The sequence below is a fragment of the Sphingomonas sp. SORGH_AS_0789 genome, from assembly GCF_031453055.1.
In the GTDB taxonomy this organism is placed as follows: Bacteria; Pseudomonadota; Alphaproteobacteria; order Sphingomonadales; family Sphingomonadaceae; genus Sphingomonas.
On the sequence record NZ_JAVIYV010000001.1, the window covers coordinates 614948 to 635513 of the forward strand.

Sequence of the window (20566 nt, forward strand, 5' to 3'; positions counted from 1 at the left end):
TTAGCCCTCCTGGCTCTCGGTGGCTTCCGGAGCAGGCTCGGCAGAAGCATTGTTGTTGGCGGCCGCCTTGATGCTGGCGGGGAACGGGGCGTCCGCGTGGCGCGAAACCTTGACCGCGTCCTTGACGATCAGCCAGCCACCCTTCGAGCCGGGCACCGAGCCCTTAACGAAGATCAGGCCGCGCTCGACGTCGGTCGACACGATTTCCAGATTCTGCTGCGTGCGGTTCTTGTCGCCCATGTGGCCGGCCATCTTCTTGTTCTTGAAGACGCGGCCCGGATCCTGACGGTTACCGGTCGAACCATGCGAACGGTGCGAGACCGAGACGCCGTGGGTCGCGCGCAGACCACCGAAGTTCCAGCGCTTCATCGCACCGGCAAAGCCCTTACCCTGGGTACGACCCTGGATATCGACATACTGGCCGGGGACGAAATGGTCGGCGGAGATTTCCGCGCCGACGTCCAGCAGGCCGTCTTCGTTCACGCGGAACTCGACCAGCACCTGCTTGGGCTCGACTTCGGCCTTGCCGAAGTGGCCACGCTGCGGCTTGGCAACATTCTTGGCCTTGGCGACACCTGCACCAAGTTGGACGGCAGTGTAGCCGTCACGATCCATCTCGCGGCGAGCGACGACCTGTACGCCTTCAAGCGCCAGAACGGTGACCGGCACGTGCCGACCATCGTCCTGGAACAGGCGGGTCATCCCCAGCTTCTTCGCGATCACGCCGGTACGCATGATCCTGTTCCTTCCTCGACAGAGGCCCCCAAGAACCATTCAAGGGGGGCATATCCAGCCCGATTAAAGCGAAACGAGCCCCCGTCCCGGGCTGGCGACCGGCGAACCGGTCAGACGGGGGACGCTGCCCCGGCACCATCCCGCTTGCGCGAGACCACCGGGCGGTATCCCTTAAGAGTGCCGGATCGCGGGAGCGACCTCGGCGCGTTCTCCGGTAGCTTCAGGCCGGAGAAACGCCAAAATCCCGTGGGACGGAATCGTCGACCACGGGAATGCCGGCTCTCTTACGCCAGCTTGATCTCGACATCAACACCTGCGGCGAGGTCGAGCTTCATCAGCGCATCGACGGTCTGCGGGGTCGGCTGCACGATGTCCAGCATCCGCTTGTAGGTGCGGACCTCGAACTGCTCGCGCGACTTCTTGTCGATGTGCGGACCACGGTTGACCGTGAACTTCTCGATGCGCGTCGGAAGCGGGATCGGACCGCGGATAAGAGCGCCGGTGCGGCGCGCGGTGTCGGCGATGTCGCCGGTCGCCTGATCGAGCACGCGATGGTCGAACGCCTTCAGACGAATGCGGATATTGCTGTCCATGATCCCTACCGATGCGAAAGAGCGGGCTTTCCGGTTGCGATCGCGGTGAGCGGCAAGTGCGATCGGCTATCCGACCGGGCACTCGACCGTTCGCCGTGAAGGCGACCCTGGGCCGAAACAAACTCTGGGTTACGACAAGAGCGGAAAACCACCCCTGCCCTCACTAAAAGCAAACGGCCGACTCCGGTGTGCCCGGTGCCAGCCGATTCCCTCAAGGCGTGTGCCTATACGCATATGCCGGGGGTGCCGCAAGGGGTGGGTGCGGTTTTTGTTGAGAGGGATGGAACCAGGGCCCCTGACCCGGAAAACCCCTGCCCCCGTTCAGCCTGAGCGAAGTCGAAGGCCATGGGAAAACAGCGACCGCCGGGCGTGCACTTCGACTTCGCTCAGTGCGAACGGTGTCGGACCGCCCTCACCCTTCCCACCCGCTGGCGCGGGCGGGCCCCTTCCCTCTCCCGGCGGGAGAGGGAGGGAGGCGCGTAGCGCCGGAAGGGTGAGGGTGTCGCGCCCCGGAAACCACATACGAAAAAGGCCGACCCCGTCGCCGGGGCCGGCCCTTTCCGGATAAGTTTCAGGCTTTCGCCCGAGACTTACTTGTCGATCGAGCTGACGACGCCCGCGCCGACGGTACGGCCGCCTTCACGGATCGTGAAGCGCTGACCGATGTCCATGGCGATCGGAGCGATCAGCTTCACGCCCAGAGCGACGTTGTCGCCCGGCATGACCATCTCGGTACCCTCGGGCAGCTCGACGGTGCCGGTGACGTCAGTCGTGCGGAAGTAGAACTGCGGACGATAGTTCGCGAAGAACGGGGTGTGACGGCCGCCTTCTTCCTTCGACAGGACGTACACTTCCGACTGGAAGTCGGTGTGCGGGGTGATCGAACCCGGCTTGGCCAGAACCTGACCACGCTCGACTTCGTCACGGGCAACGCCACGGATCAGCGCGCCGATGTTGTCGCCGGCCTGGCCCGAGTCGAGCAGCTTGCGGAACATTTCGACACCGGTGACGGTGGTCTTGCGGGTGTCGTTGATGCCGACGATCTCGACTTCCTCACCAACCTTGATGATGCCGGTTTCGACACGGCCGGTGACGACGGTGCCGCGACCCGAGATCGAGAACACGTCTTCGATCGGCATCATGAACGGCTTGTCGAGCGGACGCTCCGGCTGCGGGATGTATTCGTCGACCTGCTTCATCAGCTCGAGAACGGCATCCTTGCCGAACTTGTCGTTCGAACCCGACAGCGCGCAGGTGGCCGAACCCTTGACGACGGGGATGTCGTCGCCCGGGAATTCGTACGAGCTCAGCAGCTCGCGGATTTCCAGCTCGACCAGCTCGAGGATTTCCTCGTCGTCGACCAGGTCGACCTTGTTCATGAACACGACCATTGCGGGCACGCCGACCTGGCGGGCGAGCAGGATGTGCTCGCGGGTCTGCGGCATCGGGCCGTCGGTCGACGAAACGACGAGGATCGCGCCGTCCATCTGCGCCGCGCCGGTGATCATGTTCTTCACATAGTCGGCGTGGCCGGGGCAGTCGACGTGCGCATAGTGGCGCGCTTCGGTCTCATACTCGACGTGCGCGGTCGAGATGGTGATGCCGCGCTCACGCTCTTCCGGCGCCTTGTCGATGTTCGCGAAGTCCACCGCCGCGTTGCCGGCGACGTTGTCGGCCAGAACCTTGGTGATCGCTGCGGTCAGCGAGGTCTTGCCGTGGTCGACGTGGCCGATGGTGCCGATGTTGAGGTGCGGCTTGTTCCGCTCGAATTTTGCCTTTGCCATTTTCCTACCTTCTGAATCGAATTCGGTGCCGCATCCGAGGCCACGCGAACGCGGCCCCATAGCGGGTGTTTGAAGCGATTGCCAGCCCCTAGCGTGTCCGCGCCCCCAGTTGCCCCGAGGGCGCGACGGACGCTGTTAGGCCATCTTCGCCTTGACCTCGTCCGCAACATTCTGCGGCACTTCGTCATAGTGCGAGAACTGCATCGAGTACTGCGCACGACCCTGGGTGAACGAGCGGAGCGCGTTCACATAGCCGAACATGTTGGCCAGCGGGACCATCGCCTCGACCGTCTGCGCGTTGCCCCGCGTGTCGGTGCCCTGGATCTGGCCGCGACGGCTGTTCATGTCGCCGATGACGTCGCCCAGATAGTCTTCCGGGGTCACGACCTCGACCTTCATGACCGGCTCGAGCAGCGTGATGCCCGACTTCTGGGCCGCTTCGCGCATTGCGCCGCGGGCACAGATTTCGAACGCCAGCGCCGACGAGTCGACGTCGTGATACGCGCCGTCATACAGCAGGACTTCGAAGTCGATGATCGGGAAGCCGACCAGCGAACCGGTTTCCGCGGTTTCACGGAAGCCCTTCTCGATCGCGGGGATATATTCCTTCGGAATGTTACCGCCCTTGATCTCGTCCTTGAAGACGAAGCCCGAACCACGCTCGCCCGGGGTCAGCTTGACCTTGACGCGGCCGAACTGGCCGGTGCCGCCCGACTGCTTCTTGTGCGTGTAGTCGATGTCGACCGGCTTCTTGAGGTATTCGCGATACGCCACCTGCGGCGCACCGACATTCGCCTCGACCTTGAACTCGCGCTTCATGCGGTCGACCAGGATCTCGAGATGGAGCTCGCCCATGCCCTTGATGATGGTCTGGCCCGACTCGGCGTCCGAGGTCACTCGGAACGAGGGGTCCTCGCGAGCGAGACGATTGAGCGCGACGCCCATCTTCTCCTGGTCGGCCTTGGTCTTCGGCTCCACCGACAGCTCGATCACGGGCTCGGGGAATTCCATCCGCTCGAGGATGATCGGGGCGTTCTGCGCGCAGAGCGTGTCACCCGTGGTGGTGTCCTTGAGGCCCGCCAGAGCGACGATGTCGCCCGCATAGGCTTCCTGGATGTCCTCACGGCTGTTCGCATGCATCAGCAGCATGCGGCCGATCTTTTCCTTCTTGTCCTTGACCGAGTTCAGGACCTGCGACGAGGTCTCGAGCTTGCCCGAATAGATGCGGGCGAAGGTCAGCGAACCGACGAACGGGTCGTTCATGATCTTGAACGCCAGCGCCGAGAAGGGCTCGGTGTCCGACGAAGGACGCTCGTCCGGTGTCTCGCCGTCGAGCTTCACGCCCTTGATGGCCGGAACGTCGAGCGGCGACGGCAGATAGTCGATGACCGCGTCGAGCAGGGGCTGCACGCCCTTGTTCTTGAACGCCGAGCCGCAGACCACGGGGACGAACGCCATTTCCAGCGTGCCCTTGCGGATCAGCGTCTTGAGTTCGGCGACCGAAGGCTCGTTGCCTTCCAGATACGCTTCCATCGCGGCATCGTCCTGCTCGACGGCCATTTCGATCAGGTCGCTGCGATACTTGGCGGCCTTTTCCTTCAGGTCATCGGGGATGTCCTGATATTCGAACTTCGCGCCCAGCGACTCTTCGAGCCAGATGATCGCGCGGTTCTCGACCAGGTCGACGAGACCCTTGAAGCCGCCCTCGATGCCGATCGGCAGATACAGGACCGCCGGACGCGCGCCCAGGCGCTCGATGATCGAGTTCACGCAGAAATAGAAGTCGGCGCCGGTGCGGTCGAGCTTGTTGACGAAGCACATGCGCGGCACGCCGTACTTGTCGGCCTGACGCCACACGGTTTCCGACTGCGGCTCAACGCCCGCCACGCCGTCGAAGCAGGCGACCGCGCCGTCGAGCACGCGGAGCGAACGCTCCACCTCGATGGTGAAGTCGACGTGCCCGGGGGTGTCGATGATGTTGATGCGGTTGTCGTTCCAGAAACAGGTCGTCGCAGCCGACGTGATGGTGATGCCGCGCTCCTGCTCCTGCTCCATCCAGTCCATGGTGGCGGTGCCTTCGTGCACTTCGCCGATCTTGTAGGACTTGCCGGTGTAATAAAGAATGCGCTCGGTCGTGGTCGTCTTGCCGGCATCGATGTGCGCCATGATGCCGATGTTGCGATACTTCTCGAGCGGATGGCTGCGGGCCATGATCGATCTTCCTCAAGCGTAGGGGGGAGCCGGTTGGCCCGGCTCCCCCTTATATAGGCTGTTTGCGTGACCAGCGGAAGACCGCCGGCACCGCACCCCGAAAAGGTTGCGGCAGAGCGGAAAGGAATCCGGTCCGCCGCAAGGCCCTTACCAGCGGTAGTGCGAGAAGGCGCGATTCGCTTCCGCCATGCGGTGCGTATCTTCGCGCTTCTTGACCGCGTTGCCGCGGTTGTTCGCGGCGTCCATCAGCTCGCCCGACAGACGCGCGGCCATCGTGTTTTCCGAACGGGCGCGCGACGCGCCGATCAGCCAACGGATGGCCAGAGCCTGGGCACGCTCCGGACGGACTTCGACCGGGACCTGGTAGGTCGCACCGCCGACGCGGCGCGAACGGACTTCGATGCCCGGCTTGATGTTGTTCAGCGCATCGTGGAACACGCCGATCGGATCGCGCTTGGCGCGCGTCTCGACGGTTTCCAGGGCACCGTACACGATGGCTTCGGCCACGGACTTCTTACCGTCCAGCATGACCGAGTTCATGAACTTCGACAGGACCACATCCCCGAACTTGGGATCCGGCAGGATTTCCCGCTTTTCGGGACGACGACGACGAGCCATTCTCGTATTTCCTTACAAAACTTCAGCCTTTGGTGGTCGAGGAGCCTCGGATGAGGCCCGACCGGCTTACTTCGGACGCTTCGCGCCGTACTTCGAGCGGGACTGCTTGCGATCCTTCACGCCCTGCGTGTCGAGGACGCCGCGCAGCACGTGGTAGCGCACGCCGGGAAGGTCGCGCACACGGCCGCCGCGGATGAGCACCACCGAGTGCTCCTGCAGGTTGTGGCCTTCGCCCGGGATGTACGAGATGACTTCGCGGCTGTTGGTCAGACGGACCTTGGCCACCTTGCGAAGTGCCGAGTTCGGCTTCTTCGGGGTCGTCGTGTAGACACGGGTGCAAACGCCGCGCTTCTGCGGGTTCTGCTCCATTGCAGGGACCTTGGACTTGGCCTTCTGCAGTTCGCGGCCCTTGCGGACCAGCTGGTTGATCGTCGGCATGAAGCCTTCACCTTTCCATGAGGTTACTTTGCTGGAGCCATCACAGCACTTAGGAATACAAAAAGGGGCCATCGCGGCTTGCGCCCGGCCCATATTCGCATCCAGCAATGTTCAAGCTTGCCCGACGGACATGTCCCGATTCCCGAGAAATCCCCTTCGTGCAGCGGCGGCCTATACGCGGGAGTCGCCCTGGGGTCAATGTCGCGCCCCGCGCCGCTCTCGACGCATCGGGCGAGCGATTACGCGAAAATAGTGAAACAGCCTATTGCCCTGCCCGATCAGCCGGGCTAATGGCGGCCGCCTCGCAGGAGTGTAGCTCAGTTGGTAGAGCATCGGTCTCCAAAACCGAGGGCCCACGGTTCGAGTCCGTGCACTCCTGCCACTTTTCCCGACATCGCCGCAATGATCGCGCCGCCTCTGCGGTGAGCGCCGCGCTGCGCCTGCCATCCGGAAAGCCTCCTCCACAACACTCGCGATCCGAGCGAAAGCGGGGAGCGTTGGCAGCAAGGGGCGCCTGCCGCAAAAGACCCCAGCCTGCGCTGGGGTGACAACAGGCTGCCGGGGATTTCAGTTTACCGGCCGCCGCCCCACGCCCGGCGGAGTGGCGGGGTCCACTTCATCGATCTCGTCGCCGCGATGGCCGCCACCGGCGCCTGCCCCGCTGCCATGGACTTCGCCCGTCTTCGGATCGACCGTGGCGCGCCTGCCATCGTCGTCGGGCAGGCTGGCGTCGGCATTGCCCTCGCCCGGTACCGGCGGGGTGGTCGTCACGCGGCCCGAGGGCTCCGCTCGGCCCATCGCGTGCTCGTCGTCGCGATGATAGTCCTGGCCCGTATAGCCACCATCGCGATCGAAGGGCTGAGGGTCGCGCTTTTCCTGCTCGGACATGGATGATCTCCTTTGCCCGGACTCAACGGGGCAAGGGTGACGCCGTTCCCCATCACGCAAAAGGGGCGCCCACCCAGTCGGTGGACGCCCCCCTTTCGTCAAGCCGAAGCGTGCCGATCAGCTGCGGAACAGCGAGTGCGGATCGATGATGTCGCCATGCCCGATCGAGTCGGAATCGCGGCTCTGCTGATCGCGCTCGGCGCGCAGCGAGGCGAGCAGCGCTTCGCGGTCGCCCTCCAGCCGGGTGTCGGTCGGCTGCGCATCGGCATTGCCGCCGGTCGCCTTCGCCGCCTTGGCCACCGCCGAGTCGAGCTCGCGCTGGGTGGTCAGGCCCAGCGTCACCGGGTCCTTCGGCGTGATGTTGGCGATGTTCCAGTGGCTGCGGTCGCGGATCGCGGCGATCGTGGTGCGGGTGGTGCCGATCAGGTTGCTGATCGCGCCGTCCGAGATTTCCGGGTGGTTGCGGATGATCCAGGCGATGCCGTCGGGCTTGTCCTGCCGCTTGCTGACCGGCGTGTAGCGCGGGCCCTTGGTCCGGCGGACCTGCTCGGGGCCCTTGGTCATCTTCATGCGGTAATCGGGATTGGCCTGCGCCTTCTCGATCTCGCTCTGCGTCACTTCGTGCGCGCGGACCGGATCGCGGCCGGTCAGCTTGGTCGCCGCCGTGTCGTCGGCGATCGCCTGCACTTCCAGGATATGAAGGCCGCAGAAATCCGCAATCTGCTCGAAGGAGAGCGAGGTGTTGTCGACCAGCCAGGAAGCGGTCGCATGGGGCATGAGCGGCTGGGCCACGGGGATCACTCCAGTCGGAAAATAAAAGGGCCGCCCCTCATCGGAGCGGCCGTAGCGGCGGCAAATCTAATGCGAGCCGCCTCCAAGAGCAAGGTGCGGCGCCACAAAGTGACCGAAACAGTGCCTCATACGCCCCTGCCCTTGCGCCGTCTAGCGCCCCGGCGGCCCCGCCTCGCATCAATTATCGTCGTCGAATCGTCCGAAGGGCAGGAGCTGCGAGGCCAGCCTGCGGGTCGCCGGACCATCGCCCGCGTGCACCGGCGTCAGCACGGCGATGGCGGCGCGTTGCAGGATGCGGTCGATCGGCGTCACCGTCGCGGCATGCGCCGCCGCCTCCGCCAGAGCGCGGCCACGTGGGTCGCGCGGATCGAGCTCCAGCCGCAGCAGCGCCGCCAGTCCGGGGAACAAGGCCCGGTCGCCGCCCAGCGCGATCGCCCGGTCGAGCAGGGCGAAGCCCGCCCCCCGCTGCGCCCCGAGCGCCGCGCGCCCGACGATCGCCCCCAGCTTCTTGACCGCGCCGATATGCCAGGCACCCAGCGCCAGCTGCGCCTCGGCATCGCGGGGATTCTCCGCAATCAGCGCCTCGAATTGACGCCGCGCCGCGAGCGCGTCGGTGCGGTTGCCGGTCAGCTTGGCGCGGTAGCCCAGCGCGGTGGCGCGCATCAGCAGCGCCTCGTGATCGTCGGGGCTGTGCTTCAGCATATTGCCGGCGGTCGCATAGGCCAGCGTCACCCGGCGCAGCGCGCTCGCCTCGTCGGTATCGGCGAAGGAAGCCTGGGTCAGGATGTCGCGCGCCGACTGGGCAGCGGCGGGTATCGCCGCCATATTGCCCGCCATCACGATCCCGGCGGCCAGCCCCCATCGCAGCATTCGCATCCCCCCTTGGCCAATCGTGCGGACCGAACGGATCGGGCCGACCCGGCCGATTCGCTCGTCCGATCCGTTACCCCGGTCGACCAGAGTCCGAAATGGGCAGATCGGATTATTCGCCGATGGTCAGGACGATCTTGCCCATATGGTCGCCCGCCTCCATGCGGCGATGCGCGTCCGCGGCCTGCGCCAGCGGAAAGCTGCGATCGATGATCGGGCGCAGCCGCCCTTCCTCGACATGCGGCCAGACGATCCGCGCCACCTCGTCGGCGACCATCGCCTTGAACTCGGCATCGCGACCGCGCAGCGTCGATCCGGTCAGGATCAGGCGGCGACGCATCACCTCCCAGAGCGGGATTTCGGCCTTCGCGCCGCGCTGGACCGCGATCGAGACATGCCGCCCCTCCTCGCCCAGGCATTTCAGGTTGCGCGGCACATAATCGCCGCCGACCATGTCGAGGACGATGTCCACGCCCTTGCCGCCGGTGAAGGCCTGGACCGCCTCGACGAAATCCCCGGTGCGATAGTTGATCGCCTTGGCCGCGCCGAGCTTTTCGGCGGCCGCGCATTTGTCGTCCGATCCGGCGGTGACGATCACCGTCAGGCCGAACAGCTTGCCCAGCAGGATCGCCATGGTGCCGATGCCGCTGGTCCCGCCATGGACGAGCAGCGTCTCGCCTTCGCGGGCATAGGCGCGCTCGAAGACATTGGTCCACACGGTGAACAGCGTCTCGGGCAGCGCCGCCGCCTGCACCATCGACAGGCCGTTGGGCACGGGCAGGCAGTGCTCGGCCACCGCCACCGCATATTCGGCATAGCCGCCGCCGCCGATCAGCGCGCAGACCGGCTGGCCCATCAGCTCGGGCCCGACGCCCTCGCCGATCGCGACGACCTCGCCAGCGATTTCCAGACCGGGGATGGAGGGCGCGCCCGGCGGCGGCGGATAGAGCCCCTGGCGCTGCATCACATCGGGCCGGTTGACCCCGGCGGCGGCGATCCGGATCAGCACTTCGCCCGCACCGGGCCGCGGGGTCGGCCGACGGGTCGGGACCAGCACCTCCGGCCCGCCCGCCGCTTCGGGATCGATCGCGGTCATCATCTCGGGGAGATCGCCGATCCCCATCACGTCGTTATCCGCGTGCACCGATTACCGCCCCTTCGTGAACGTCGCCATGTCGCCCCGTTATTGACATCGGCGACGACCGGGTCAACGCTGCATCCCGATATGGAACAGGACGACTCCCCGATCCGCATTCCCGACAGCCTGACCATGCTGGTCCGGACCGATCTCGATCCGCTCTCGCTCGCCGAGCTGGAGACGCGGATCGCGGTGCTGGAGCAGGAGATCGAACGGGCCCGCCGCCACATCGACCGCGCCGCGCTCCACCGCGCCAGCGCCGACGCGCTGTTCAAGCGGTGACGCAGGGGGGCCCCACCCGGCGCGCACGCTCCGAGGCGGTCCCATATTTTCGTTCGCGCGATACGCTTTGTTCAGCCGCCGCGCGTTACACCCGCTTGATGCCGGGGCGAACCATCCCGACATTGGTCGAAACGAGGCGTCAGTCCATGGCGCTTCGGAAGGAGTATCGTAGATGCCATCTTTCGCCCCCGCGCTCGAGACCACGCTTCACAAGGCGCTGGAAGCCGCGACCGTGCGGCGCCACGAATATGCCACGCTGGAGCACCTCCTCCTCGCGCTGATCGACGACGACCATGCCTCCAAGGTGATGGAAGCATGCCATGTCGACCTGGGCGAGCTGAAGGCGACGGTCGCCCAGTATCTCGACACCGAACTCGACGCGCTGAAGGTCGAGGCGGCGACCGACCCCTCCCCCACCAGCGGGTTCCAGCGCGTCGTCCAGCGCGCGATCCTGCACGTCCAGTCCTCGGGCCGCGACGAGGTGACCGGCGCGAACGTGCTGGTCGCCTTGTTCTCCGAACGCGAATCCTATGCCGTCTATTTCCTCCAGCAGCAGGATATGAGCCGCCTGGACGCGGTCAGCTTCATCAGCCACGGCGTCGGCAAGGGTGGTGCCGCCAGCGAGTCGACCCCGCCCAAGGGCGTTGAGGAGGAAAAGCCCGCCAAGCCCGCCGAAAAGGGCAAGGGGGAAAGCGCGCTCAAGCAGTTCACCGTCGACCTCAACGAAAAGGCCAAGCTGGGCAAGGTCGATCCGCTGATCGGGCGCGGGCCCGAGGTGGACCGCACCGTCCAGATCCTGTGCCGCCGGTCGAAGAACAACCCGCTCTATGTGGGCGATCCCGGCGTCGGCAAGACCGCCATCGCCGAGGGCCTGGCGCGCAAGATCATCGAGGGCAATGTGCCCGAGGTGCTGCTGAACGCCGTCATCTACTCGCTCGACATGGGCGCGCTGCTGGCGGGCACCCGCTATCGCGGCGACTTCGAGGAGCGGCTGAAGGCGGTCGTCAACGAGTTGGAGAAGCTGCCCCACGCGGTGCTCTTCATCGACGAGATCCACACCGTCATCGGCGCGGGCGCGACCAGCGGCGGGGCGATGGATGCGTCGAACCTGCTCAAGCCCGCTCTGTCGGGCGGCACGATCCGCTGCATCGGCTCGACCACCTACAAGGAGTTCCGCAACCACTTCGAAAAGGACCGCGCGCTGCTGCGCCGGTTCCAGAAGATCGACGTGAACGAGCCGACGATCGAGGACACGATCAAGATCCTGGCAGGGCTCCGCTCGGCGTTCGAGGATCACCATCAGGTCAAGTACACGCCCGATGCGATCAAGTCGGCGGTCGAGCTGTCGGCGCGCTACATCAACGACCGCAAGCTGCCCGACAAGGCGATCGACGTGATCGACGAGGTCGGTGCGATGCAGATGCTGGTGCCGGTCAGCAAGCGCAAGAAGACGATCACGCCCAAGGAGATCGAGGCCGTGATCGCCACCATGGCGCGCATCCCGCCGAAAAGCGTGTCGACCGACGACCGCCAGCAGCTGGAGACGCTGGAGACCGACCTCAAGCGCGTGGTGTTCGGCCAGAATGCCGCGATCGAGAATCTGTCCTCGGCGATCAAGCTCAGCCGGGCGGGCCTGCGCGATCCCGACAAGCCGATCGGCAACTATCTGTTCACCGGCCCCACGGGCGTCGGCAAGACCGAGGTTGCGCGCCAGCTCGCCACGATCCTGGGCATTCCGCTCCAGCGGTTCGACATGTCCGAATATATGGAGCGCCATTCGGTCAGCCGTCTGATCGGTGCCCCTCCGGGCTATGTCGGATACGACCAGGGCGGCCTGCTGACCGATGCGGTCGACCAGAATCCGCACTCGGTGCTGCTGCTCGACGAGATCGAGAAGGCGCATCCCGATCTGTTCAACATCCTGTTGCAGGTGATGGACAATGGGAAGCTGACCGATCACCACGGCAAGACGGTCGATTTCCGCAACACGATCATCATCATGACGACCAATGCGGGCGCCGCCGACATGGCGCGCGAGACGGTCGGGTTCGGCAACCTCACCCGCGAGGGTGAGGACGAGCAGGCGGTGCAGAAGATGTTCTCGCCCGAGTTCCGCAACCGCCTCGATGCGATCGTGCCCTTCGGTTACCTGCCGCCGGAAGTCGTGGCGCGGGTGGTGGACAAGTTCATCCTCCAGCTCGAACTCCAGCTGGCCGATCGTCACGTCCATATCAGCCTGGACGAAGCGGCGAAGAGCTGGCTCACCGAAAAGGGCTATGACCGCCTGTACGGCGCGCGTCCGATGGGCCGTTTGATCCAGGAGAAGATCAAGCAGCCGCTGGCCGAGGAACTGCTGTTCGGCAAGCTGGTCCATGGCGGCGAGGTGACGGTGAGGATGAAGGACGGCGCGCTGTCCTTCGCGATCGAGCCCGCCGCACCGAAGAAGCCGCGCAAGAAGGGCGGCAAGCCGGCGGAAGTCGACGCGGGCTAATTGGCAACATGATCGGGCCGGGTGGCATCACCCGGCCCTTTTTCGGGGGGCCGTGCGAAGGGCCGATGCGGCGGTTTTCCCAGATCAATCCGTTAACCACACACTCATAAAATTTAAGCCAAATTTAAATTAAGCCATGATATGGTCCGCGCCATGGGTGGTGGATGGCTGACCAGGATTGGCACGCTGATTCTGGCGATCATGCTGGGCCTTGTGCCATTGTCCGCCGCGCGGGCGCAGGTGGGCCAACCGCTGACCACCTGTATCCGGCCCATCCACCCCGGCGATACGCCGCAGGCGATGCTGGCGGCCCCGCAGCGCTTCGACTGCCGGAGCGACCAGTCCTCTTATGGTGTCGGCGACTATTGGGTGCTCTCGCAGCCGCTGCCGGTGATTGCCGGCGATCCGCGCGATCGGCTGGCGGTCCGCTTCGCCAGCACCTGGCAGGACGCGACGACCCTGCATATCCTCTATGCCGACGGCCAGATGCGCCGGGTCGCCTATACCAGCGCGACCACCTCCCCCTATCTGCTGCTGGGCGCGATGATCGGCGTCCCCCTGCCGCGCGAGGGGGCGCGGCCGATCCGCATCCTGTGGGAGGCGCATGGCGCGGCGAACATGCGCGGCGTCGTGCGCGGCGCGCGTCTGGGTCGTCATGGCGACATGCTGGCGACCGAATCCTCGCTGGGGCTGATCTATGGCCTGATCATGGGGATGGTGATCGGACTGGCGGTCTATAATCTCGCGCTCTGGCCCGCGCTGCGCCAGCCGCTCCAGCCCGTCTATTGCCTGTTGCTGTTCTTCATCACCGGCTATGCGCTGGCGTCGTCGGGGCTGATCGGCCAGTGGCTGCCCTGGCTGGACAATAACGAGCGGCACCGATGGAATGCCATCATGCTGGGCGGGGTGGCGCTGACCCTGGTCATCTTCGCGCGCCACTTCTTCGAGCGGAAGGTGTTCGAGGGATGGCTGGACCGGTTGGCGATCGTGTCGTTCGTGCTGATCGCCATTCCCAACGTCGCCTTCGCGCTGCTCGCGCCGCGCTGGATCCTGCCGCTTGACCAGGCCGTGGTCTTCGGCTTCCTCGTCCTGTTGTTCTTCCTGATCGCGGTACTCGTCCAGGCTTGGCGGCGACGGAGCAATTTCCTCTGGGCCTTCGCCTTCGCATGGGGCGCGCCGATCGTTTTTGCCATGTTCCGGCTGCTCCACGCCGCGCATCTGATCGCCTGGCGACCATGGATCGACCAGTCGACGGTGCTGTCGATGGGGGCCGAGGCGCTGATCGCCAGCCTGGGCGTCGCCTATCGCATCTATCTGCTCAGCCGCGACCGCGACTTGGCGCGCGCCGACGAGCGGGTCGCACGGCGGCTGGCGGATACCGATTCGCTGACCGGGCTGTTCAACCGCCGCGCCTTTCTCGACCAGGCCATCGGGCGCAGCGGGCCGCAGACGCTGATCCTGGTCGATATCGATCATTTCAAGCGGATCAACGACCAGCTGGGCCATGACGGCGGCGACGAGGTCCTCCGCGCCTTTGCGCATGCGCTGGCCGATCTGGTCGGCCCCGACACGCTGATCGCACGGATCGGCGGCGAGGAGTTCGCGCTGCTGACCGACGCCGCGCGCGGGCCGGACATCGACCAGCTGCTCGCCCGGCTGCGCGAGGTCGCCTATCCCTCGGGGCTGAAGGTCACCGCCAGCCTGGGGCTGTGCACCGGCCCGATGCGGGACGAGACGGACTGGAGGGCGATCTACCGCGAGGCGGATCAGGCGCTCTACGCCGCCAAGAATTGCGGACGAGACCGGGCGTGCCGGGGCCGCTCCCTCCCGATGACCGGCGGGATGGCGGAAAGCCGCCCCGCAGCCCCCTTGCCGCTCGTCCGGACACGGCCTAGACCGGCGCGCGGGGAGACGGGGGCGTGCGCGAACGGCGGATCGTGATGGGAATGGCGGTGCTGGCGCTGGTCGCGCTCGCCTATCGCCATCCGACCGCCGATATCCGCCTCATCACCCATGACCTGACCGACCGGTCGCCGCGCCGGGTGCAGGCGGCGGTCGATCTGGGGCTGCTCAGCGTCTCGTTCCTCTACACCTGGACCGTCGACCGACTCCGATAGGGACAGGCGCGGCATAAGGATGGATCAAGCATCCTTGCGCGCGCCGGATGCGTGCCGCATAGCGACGTCATGGATACGCCCATCGAAGAACTGACGTTCGAGGACGCCCTCAAGGAACTGGAGAGGATCGTCGGCCGACTGGAAAGCGGCGAAGCGACGCTCGACGAATCGATCCGCCTCTATGAGCGCGGCGACCGTCTGCGTCAGCGTTGCGCCGAGCGGCTCGACGCCGCCCAGGCCCGGATCGAGGCGATCCGCCTCGACGCCGAAGGCAAGGCCGCGGGCACCCGCCCGTTCCAGGCGGGTTGAGCGTGACGCTGACCGCCACGACCCTGTCGGGCGCGCTGGCCGAGGTCGCCGAGGATATCGACCGCCGCTTCGCGCAGGTACTGGCCGATCCGGGCGATCCCCGCGCCTCGCTCTATGCCGCGATGCGCCATGCCGCGATCGGCGGGGGCAAGCGGCTGCGCCCGCTCCTCGTCTTCGCCACCGCGCATCTGTTCGACGTGGACCGCGACTGTGCGGGCTGGGTCGCGACCGCGCTGGAGGCGATCCATGTCTATTCGCTGATCCATGACGATCTGCCCGCGATGGACGATGACGACCTGCGGCGCGGCAAGCCGACCGTCCACAAGGCGTTCGACGAGGCGACGGCGATCCTGGCGGGCGACTGCCTCCACGCGCTGGCCTTCGAGATCCTGGCCGATCCGTCGACCCATGCCGATCCCTTCGTCCGGTCCGAGCTGATCCTCGACCTCGCCCGCGCCTCCGGGCCCAGCGGCATGGCGGGCGGGCAGATGATGGACCTGGAGGCCGAGCGGCAGGTGTTCGACCTCGCCACCGTCACCCGGCTCCAGCAGATGAAGACCGGCGCGCTGATCTGCGCCGCGGTCGAGGCAGGCGCGATCCTGGGTCGCGTCGCGCCCGAGGGCCGCATCCATCTGCGCGGCTATGCGCACGACCTGGGTCTGGCCTTCCAGATCGCCGACGACCTGCTCGACGCCGAGGGGGACGAGGCGGCGGCAGGCAAGAAGCTGCGCAAGGACGAGGAGGCGGGCAAGGCCACCTTCCTCAGCCTGCTCGGCGTCGAGCGCGCGCGCGAACAATGTCGGATGCTGGTCGCCCAGGCGATCGAGCATTTGCGCGATTACGGCCCCGAGGCCGACCTGCTCCGCGCCATCGCCGCCTATGTCGTGGAGCGCGATCGATGACCCGGATCGGCGTCTATCCCGGCACCTTCGACCCCGTCACGCTGGGCCATATGGACATCATCCGGCGCGGTGCGAAGCTGGTCGACCGGCTGGTGATCGGCGTCACCACCAACCCCTCCAAGTCGCCCATGTTCACGCTGGACGAGCGCATGGAGATGGTCCGGCGCGAGGTCGCCGGTGTGGCGGGCGAGATCCATGTCGTCGCCTTCGATTCGCTGCTGATGGACTTTGCCGAGCGCGAGGGCGCCAAGGTCATCGTCCGGGGCCTGCGCGCGGTCGCCGATTTCGAATATGAATATCAGATGGCGGGGATGAACCAGCAGATCAATCCGCGCGTCGAGACCGTCTTCCTGATGGCCGATGTCGCGCTGCAACCCATTGCCAGCCGCCTGGTCAAGGAGATCGCGCTCTATGGCGGCAATATCGCCAAGTTCGTGACCCCCGCCGTGCGCGAGGATGTCGTCGCGCGGGTCGAGAAGATCGGCCGCAAGGGATCTTAGGATCCTCCCCGGCGCGGGGAGGTGGCAGGGCGCAGCCTGACGGAGGGGGCTCTCCGCAACCGGCATCCTTTGCCGCACACCCCCTCCACCATCGCTTCGCGACGGTCCCCCTCCCCTGCCGGGGAGGAGTTGATCCTCGAAAAGGTTCAGATTGGCGCAAGGGGCGATTTGCTCTACAGCCTCCCCATTCCTTTCCTTGTCGTAGAGATGTGATGCGCGTTCTCGCCGCTCTTGCCATGATGATGGCCAGCCTGATCGCCGTTCCGGCACAGGCCCAAAGCAGGTCCCAGGCCCAGCCCAAATTCACCACTCCCGCCAAGGCGGCACAGGTGCTGGAGGACAATGTCACCGGCCGGCCGGCCCCGCCGCCCGTCACCGACAAGGAGAATCTCTGGCTGCTCGACCTGTCGACCGGCGGCCGGGTGACGATCTGGCTGCGTCCCGATGTCGCGCCCAAGATGGTCGAGCGGATCAAGACGCTGACCCGTCGCCATTTCTATGACGGGCTGACCTTCCACCGCGTGATCGACGGCTTCATGGCGCAGGGCGGCGATCCCAAGGGCGACGGCACCGGCGGGTCGGACCTGCCCAACGTGCCCGCCGAGTTCAACTATCTGCCGCATGTCCGCGGATCGGTCGCCGCCGCGCGCGCCGACGATCCCAACAGCGCGAACAGCCAGTTCTACATCGTCTTCCAGCCGCGCTTCGCGCTCGACAAGAAGTACACGGTGTTCGGCCGGGTGATCGACGGCATGCAATATGTCGACAAGATCGAACGGGGCGAGCCGCCCGCGAACCCCAGCCGGATCGTCCACGCCTATGTCGCGGCCGACAATCCCCCCGCCTATGTCCCCGCCCCCGTCGCCGCCCCCAACCTGGGCGCGCCGGTGACTTTGCCCGGCGCGGCCTCCACGACGAAGCCCGCGCCCCGGCCCGCTCCGGCACGTCGTTCCGCCCCCAAGGCGGCTCCGGCCAAGAAGGCGGCAACGGCCACCAAGTGAACGTAGATCTCTTCGACTTCGCGCTGCCGCCCGAGCGGATCGCGCTTTACCCGGCATCCCCGCGCGATTCGGCGCGGATGCTGGTCCTCGACGGTGACGCCACCCGTGACGAGCGGGTGAGCGACCTGCCCGCCGCGCTGCGCCCCGGCGACCTGCTGGTCTTCAACGACACCCGCGTCATCCCCGCCCAGCTGGAGGGGATACGCGGCGAGGCGAAGATCGGCGCGACGCTGCACAAGCGCGAGGGGGCGCGGCGCTGGCGCGCCTTCATCCGCAACGCCAAGCGGCTGCGCGACGGCGACGTGATCGACTTCGGCGCCGGGGTCAGCGCGACCGCGCGCGATCGGGCCGAGGACGGCAGCTTCGCGCTGGACTTTGCCGGGGACGAGCCGGTCGAGCTGTTGCTGGAGCGGGCGGGCACCATGCCGCTGCCCCCCTATATCGCGCAGAAGCGCGGCGTGACCGAGAAGGACGCCGACGACTATCAGACGATGTTCGCCAACGAGCCGGGCGCGGTCGCCGCGCCCACGGCGGCGCTGCACTTCACGCCCGGCCTGCTCGAATCGCTGGCGGCCGCAGGGATCGAACATGCCACGCTGACCCTGCATGTCGGTGCGGGCACCTTCCTGCCGGTCAAGGCCGACGACACCGTCGATCACAAGATGCACGCCGAATGGGGACGCATCGACGCCGCCACCGCCGACCGGCTGAACGCCGTCAAGGCGCGCGGCGGCCGGGTAATCGCGGTTGGCACCACCTCGCTCCGGCTGATCGAGAGCGCGGCCGGAGAGGACGGCGTGATCCGTCCGTTCGAGGGCGACACCGCCATCTTCATCACGCCGGGCTATCGCTTTCGCGGGATCGACGGGCTGATGACCAATTTCCACCTGCCGCGCTCGACCCTGTTCATGCTGGTCTCGGCGCTGATGGGGCTGGATCGGATGCAGGCGGCCTATGCCCATGCGATCGCGCACGCGTATCGCTTCTATTCCTATGGCGACGCCTCGCTGTTGCTGCCGGGGCCGCGCGCATGATCCTGCTGGCGCTGCTGCTCCAGGCGGCGACGCCGATGCCGGGGGCGAACGAGACGGTGACCGTCACCGCGCGCCCCGCGCCCTTCGCCCAGACCCCGGCGACGATGGTGGTCGAGCCGGTGGCGATGATGATCGCCGCCTTCGACGCGGACGGCGACGGGAAGACCACGCGCGAGGAGATGGAGGCGGGGGTCCAGCGATCCTACGACGCCATCGACACCGCGCATCAGGGTTCGATCGGCTATCTCCAGTTCGCCGACTGGGCCGAACGCTGGCTGGGCGACCGCAACGCGCTGCCCAGCCCGTTCGATGTCGACAAGGACAATGACAACCGCATCACCCTGCCCGAGTTGCAGGCGCATTTCTCGCGCCTGTTCTCGCGCTTCGACCGCAACCATGACGGCGCGATCAGCCGCGCCGAAGCGCTGACCATCCGCACCATTCCCGCCGACGCCAATGGCCCCACCGGCCCGCTCGCGCCCCGAGACAGAAGAAAATGACCGCCCGCTTCTCCTTCGCCATCCACGCCACCGACGGCCGCGCCCGGACCGGCACCATCACCATGAAGCGCGGCGAGATCCGCACCCCCGCCTTCATGCCCGTCGGCACCGCCGCCACCGTCAAGGCGATGAAGCCCGGCGACGTGCGCGCCAGCGGGGCGGACATCATCCTGGGCAACACCTATCACCTGATGCTGCGCCCCGGCGCGGAGCGGGTGAACCGGCTGGGGGGCTTGCACGGCTTCATGGGCTGGGACCGGCCGATCCTGACCGATTCGGGCGGCTATCAGGTGATGAGCCTGGCCGACCTGACCAAGCGGTCCGAGGACGGCGTGTCGTTCAAGAGCCATCTCGACGGCACCCGCCATATGCTCAGCCCCGAACGCTCGATCGAGATCCAGCGGCTGCTGGGCTCGAACATCGTCATGGCGTTCGACGAGCTGGTCCCGACCACCTCCTCGCCCGAGGTTCAGGCCGCCGCGATGGAACGCTCGATGCGCTGGGCCAGGCGCAGCCGCGATGCCTTCGACGCGGGCGGGCAGCATGCCGAGGACAATGCGATCTTCGGCATCCAGCAGGGTGCGCTCAACGAAGGGTTCCGCAAGGCGTCCGCCGACGCGCTGATCGATATCGGGTTCGACGGCTATGCGATCGGCGGCCTGGCGGTCGGCGAGGGGCAGGAGGCGATGTTCGGCTGCCTCGACTTCGCGCCGGGTCAGTTGCCGGTCGAGAAGCCCCGCTATCTGATGGGCGTGGGCAAGCCGACCGACATCGTGGGTGCCGTCGAGCGCGGGGTCGACATGTTCGACTGCGTGCTGCCGACGCGTTCGGGCCGGACCGGGCAGGCCTTTACCCGATCGGGGCCGATCAACATCCGCAATGCGCGGTTCGCCGAGGATCAGGGGCCGCTCGATCCCGCCTGCGGTTGCCCGGTCTGCGCGCAATATAGCCGCGCCTATCTGCATCACCTGGTCCGCGCGGGCGAGATCCTGGGCGCGATGCTGATGACCGAGCATAATATCTGGTTCTATCAGCAGATGATGGCCGATCTGCGCGGCGCGATCGCCGAGGGGCGGCTCACGGCCTTTGCGGACGACTTCCGGGCGCGCTACGCTGCCAAGGAATAAGCTGGTCGAGTAGGAGAGTAACATGACCGATCATACCGAAGACGCCCCCAACGAAATCCTCGCCGCCGCCAAGGAGGCCAAGGAGCATGCCGTCGCCGCGGCCGAAGCCGCCGCCGACTCGGTGAAGGACAAGACGCGCAACTGGCCGCTGGGCAAGATCGGTCTGGGCGTCGGCATCGGATCGGCCGCGATCGCCGCCGCCGTTCTCTACGGCAACCGCAACAAGTCCAAGTAAC

Annotated in this window: 22 protein-coding genes and 1 tRNA gene; 13 read left to right on the forward strand and 10 right to left on the reverse strand. The window is 66.5% G+C overall.

Features of this window, described 5'->3' with window-relative positions; all coding sequences use genetic code 11:
• From rplC to rpsL, 6 genes are all read right to left on the reverse strand, one after another.
• Entirely contained in the window at positions 1 to 735 is a 735-nt protein-coding gene (rplC, locus tag QE360_RS02855) for a 50S ribosomal protein L3 (RefSeq protein WP_175313818.1), read from the reverse strand.
• Positions 736 to 1019: 284 nt separating this feature from the next.
• The gene (rpsJ, locus tag QE360_RS02860) at positions 1020 to 1328 is read right to left on the reverse strand and encodes a 30S ribosomal protein S10 (protein ID WP_007406109.1); all 309 of its coding nucleotides are present in this window, start codon (positions 1326 to 1328) and stop codon (positions 1020 to 1022) included.
• A 590-nt stretch (positions 1329 to 1918) separates the two neighbouring features.
• Positions 1919 to 3112 (reverse strand): elongation factor Tu, encoded by a 1194-nt coding sequence (gene tuf, locus QE360_RS02865; protein ID WP_007406059.1) that lies wholly within the window; start codon positions 3110 to 3112, stop codon positions 1919 to 1921.
• 135 nt (positions 3113 to 3247) lie between these two features.
• On the reverse strand, positions 3248 to 5323 hold the full coding sequence (gene fusA / locus QE360_RS02870) for an elongation factor G (protein ID WP_309699140.1): 2076 nt from the start codon (positions 5321 to 5323) through the stop codon (positions 3248 to 3250).
• Between the two features lie 147 nt (positions 5324 to 5470).
• Entirely contained in the window at positions 5471 to 5941 is a 471-nt protein-coding gene (rpsG, locus tag QE360_RS02875; RefSeq protein WP_007406077.1) for a 30S ribosomal protein S7, read from the reverse strand.
• A gap of 66 nt (positions 5942 to 6007) precedes the next feature.
• Positions 6008 to 6379: a 30S ribosomal protein S12 gene (gene rpsL, locus QE360_RS02880; protein ID WP_007406072.1), complete on the reverse strand. Its 372-nt coding sequence runs from the start codon at positions 6377 to 6379 to the stop codon at positions 6008 to 6010.
• A gap of 306 nt (positions 6380 to 6685) precedes the next feature.
• Here rpsL and QE360_RS02885 point away from each other — a divergent pair.
• A tRNA-Trp gene (locus QE360_RS02885) sits at positions 6686 to 6761 on the forward strand.
• A gap of 185 nt (positions 6762 to 6946) precedes the next feature.
• On the opposite strand, the gene QE360_RS02890 is transcribed toward QE360_RS02885, so the two are convergent.
• The 4 genes from QE360_RS02890 to QE360_RS02905 all read right to left on the reverse strand — a co-directional run bounded on the left by QE360_RS02890 (position 6947) and on the right by QE360_RS02905 (position 10025).
• On the reverse strand, positions 6947 to 7267 hold the full coding sequence (locus QE360_RS02890; RefSeq protein ID WP_309699142.1) for a hypothetical protein: 321 nt from the start codon (positions 7265 to 7267) through the stop codon (positions 6947 to 6949).
• 117 nt (positions 7268 to 7384) lie between these two features.
• On the reverse strand, positions 7385 to 8059 hold the full coding sequence (locus QE360_RS02895; RefSeq protein ID WP_307102965.1) for a DUF1013 domain-containing protein: 675 nt from the start codon (positions 8057 to 8059) through the stop codon (positions 7385 to 7387).
• Positions 8060 to 8236: 177 nt separating this feature from the next.
• A complete protein-coding gene (locus tag QE360_RS02900; protein ID WP_309699145.1) occupies positions 8237 to 8929 on the reverse strand; it encodes a hypothetical protein in 693 nt (230 codons plus the stop codon).
• A 112-nt stretch (positions 8930 to 9041) separates the two neighbouring features.
• Positions 9042 to 10025, reverse strand: coding sequence for an NAD(P)H-quinone oxidoreductase (locus QE360_RS02905; RefSeq protein WP_309704045.1), 984 nt, complete (start codon positions 10023 to 10025; stop codon positions 9042 to 9044).
• A 129-nt stretch (positions 10026 to 10154) separates the two neighbouring features.
• Here QE360_RS02905 and QE360_RS02910 point away from each other — a divergent pair, with 129 nt between their 5' ends.
• The 12 genes from QE360_RS02910 (at position 10155) to QE360_RS02965 (ending at position 20565) form a co-directional block, all read left to right on the forward strand.
• Complete coding sequence (locus tag QE360_RS02910; protein ID WP_309699147.1) at positions 10155 to 10349, forward strand: DUF1192 domain-containing protein; 195 nt, start codon at positions 10155 to 10157, stop codon at positions 10347 to 10349.
• A 172-nt stretch (positions 10350 to 10521) separates the two neighbouring features.
• Positions 10522 to 12840: an ATP-dependent Clp protease ATP-binding subunit ClpA gene (gene clpA, locus QE360_RS02915; protein ID WP_307102958.1), complete on the forward strand. Its 2319-nt coding sequence runs from the start codon at positions 10522 to 10524 to the stop codon at positions 12838 to 12840.
• A 141-nt stretch (positions 12841 to 12981) separates the two neighbouring features.
• On the forward strand, positions 12982 to 14781 hold the full coding sequence (locus QE360_RS02920; protein ID WP_309699149.1) for a diguanylate cyclase: 1800 nt from the start codon (positions 12982 to 12984) through the stop codon (positions 14779 to 14781).
• On the forward strand, positions 14760 to 14957 hold the full coding sequence (locus QE360_RS02925) for a hypothetical protein (protein WP_309692789.1): 198 nt from the start codon (positions 14760 to 14762) through the stop codon (positions 14955 to 14957). The genes QE360_RS02920 and QE360_RS02925 overlap by 22 nt, the downstream gene beginning before the upstream one ends.
• Before the next feature lie 69 nt (positions 14958 to 15026).
• Entirely contained in the window at positions 15027 to 15266 is a 240-nt protein-coding gene (locus QE360_RS02930; RefSeq protein WP_007406073.1) for an exodeoxyribonuclease VII small subunit, read from the forward strand.
• Between the two features lie 2 nt (positions 15267 to 15268).
• Positions 15269 to 16168 (forward strand): farnesyl diphosphate synthase, encoded by a 900-nt coding sequence (locus QE360_RS02935; protein WP_309699151.1) that lies wholly within the window; start codon positions 15269 to 15271, stop codon positions 16166 to 16168.
• Positions 16165 to 16668 (forward strand): pantetheine-phosphate adenylyltransferase, encoded by a 504-nt coding sequence (gene coaD / locus QE360_RS02940; protein ID WP_307102949.1) that lies wholly within the window; start codon positions 16165 to 16167, stop codon positions 16666 to 16668. Before QE360_RS02935 ends, coaD begins: the two co-directional genes overlap by 4 nt.
• 212 nt (positions 16669 to 16880) lie before the next feature.
• The gene (locus QE360_RS02945; protein ID WP_309699153.1) at positions 16881 to 17669 is read left to right on the forward strand and encodes a peptidylprolyl isomerase; all 789 of its coding nucleotides are present in this window, start codon (positions 16881 to 16883) and stop codon (positions 17667 to 17669) included.
• The gene (gene queA, locus QE360_RS02950) at positions 17666 to 18703 is read left to right on the forward strand and encodes a tRNA preQ1(34) S-adenosylmethionine ribosyltransferase-isomerase QueA (RefSeq protein ID WP_309699155.1); all 1038 of its coding nucleotides are present in this window, start codon (positions 17666 to 17668) and stop codon (positions 18701 to 18703) included. Before QE360_RS02945 ends, queA begins: the two co-directional genes overlap by 4 nt.
• Positions 18700 to 19203, forward strand: coding sequence for an EF-hand domain-containing protein (locus QE360_RS02955; protein ID WP_309699157.1), 504 nt, complete (start codon positions 18700 to 18702; stop codon positions 19201 to 19203). Before queA ends, QE360_RS02955 begins: the two co-directional genes overlap by 4 nt.
• Positions 19200 to 20330 carry a tRNA guanosine(34) transglycosylase Tgt gene (gene tgt / locus QE360_RS02960; RefSeq protein ID WP_309699159.1) on the forward strand — a complete coding sequence of 377 codons (1131 nt, stop codon included), beginning with the start codon at positions 19200 to 19202 and terminating at the stop codon, positions 20328 to 20330. Before QE360_RS02955 ends, tgt begins: the two co-directional genes overlap by 4 nt.
• Before the next feature lie 22 nt (positions 20331 to 20352).
• Positions 20353 to 20565, forward strand: a complete 213-nt coding sequence (locus QE360_RS02965; protein WP_307102939.1) for a hypothetical protein — start codon at positions 20353 to 20355, stop codon at positions 20563 to 20565.
• The last annotated feature ends 1 nt before the right edge of the window (position 20566 follow it).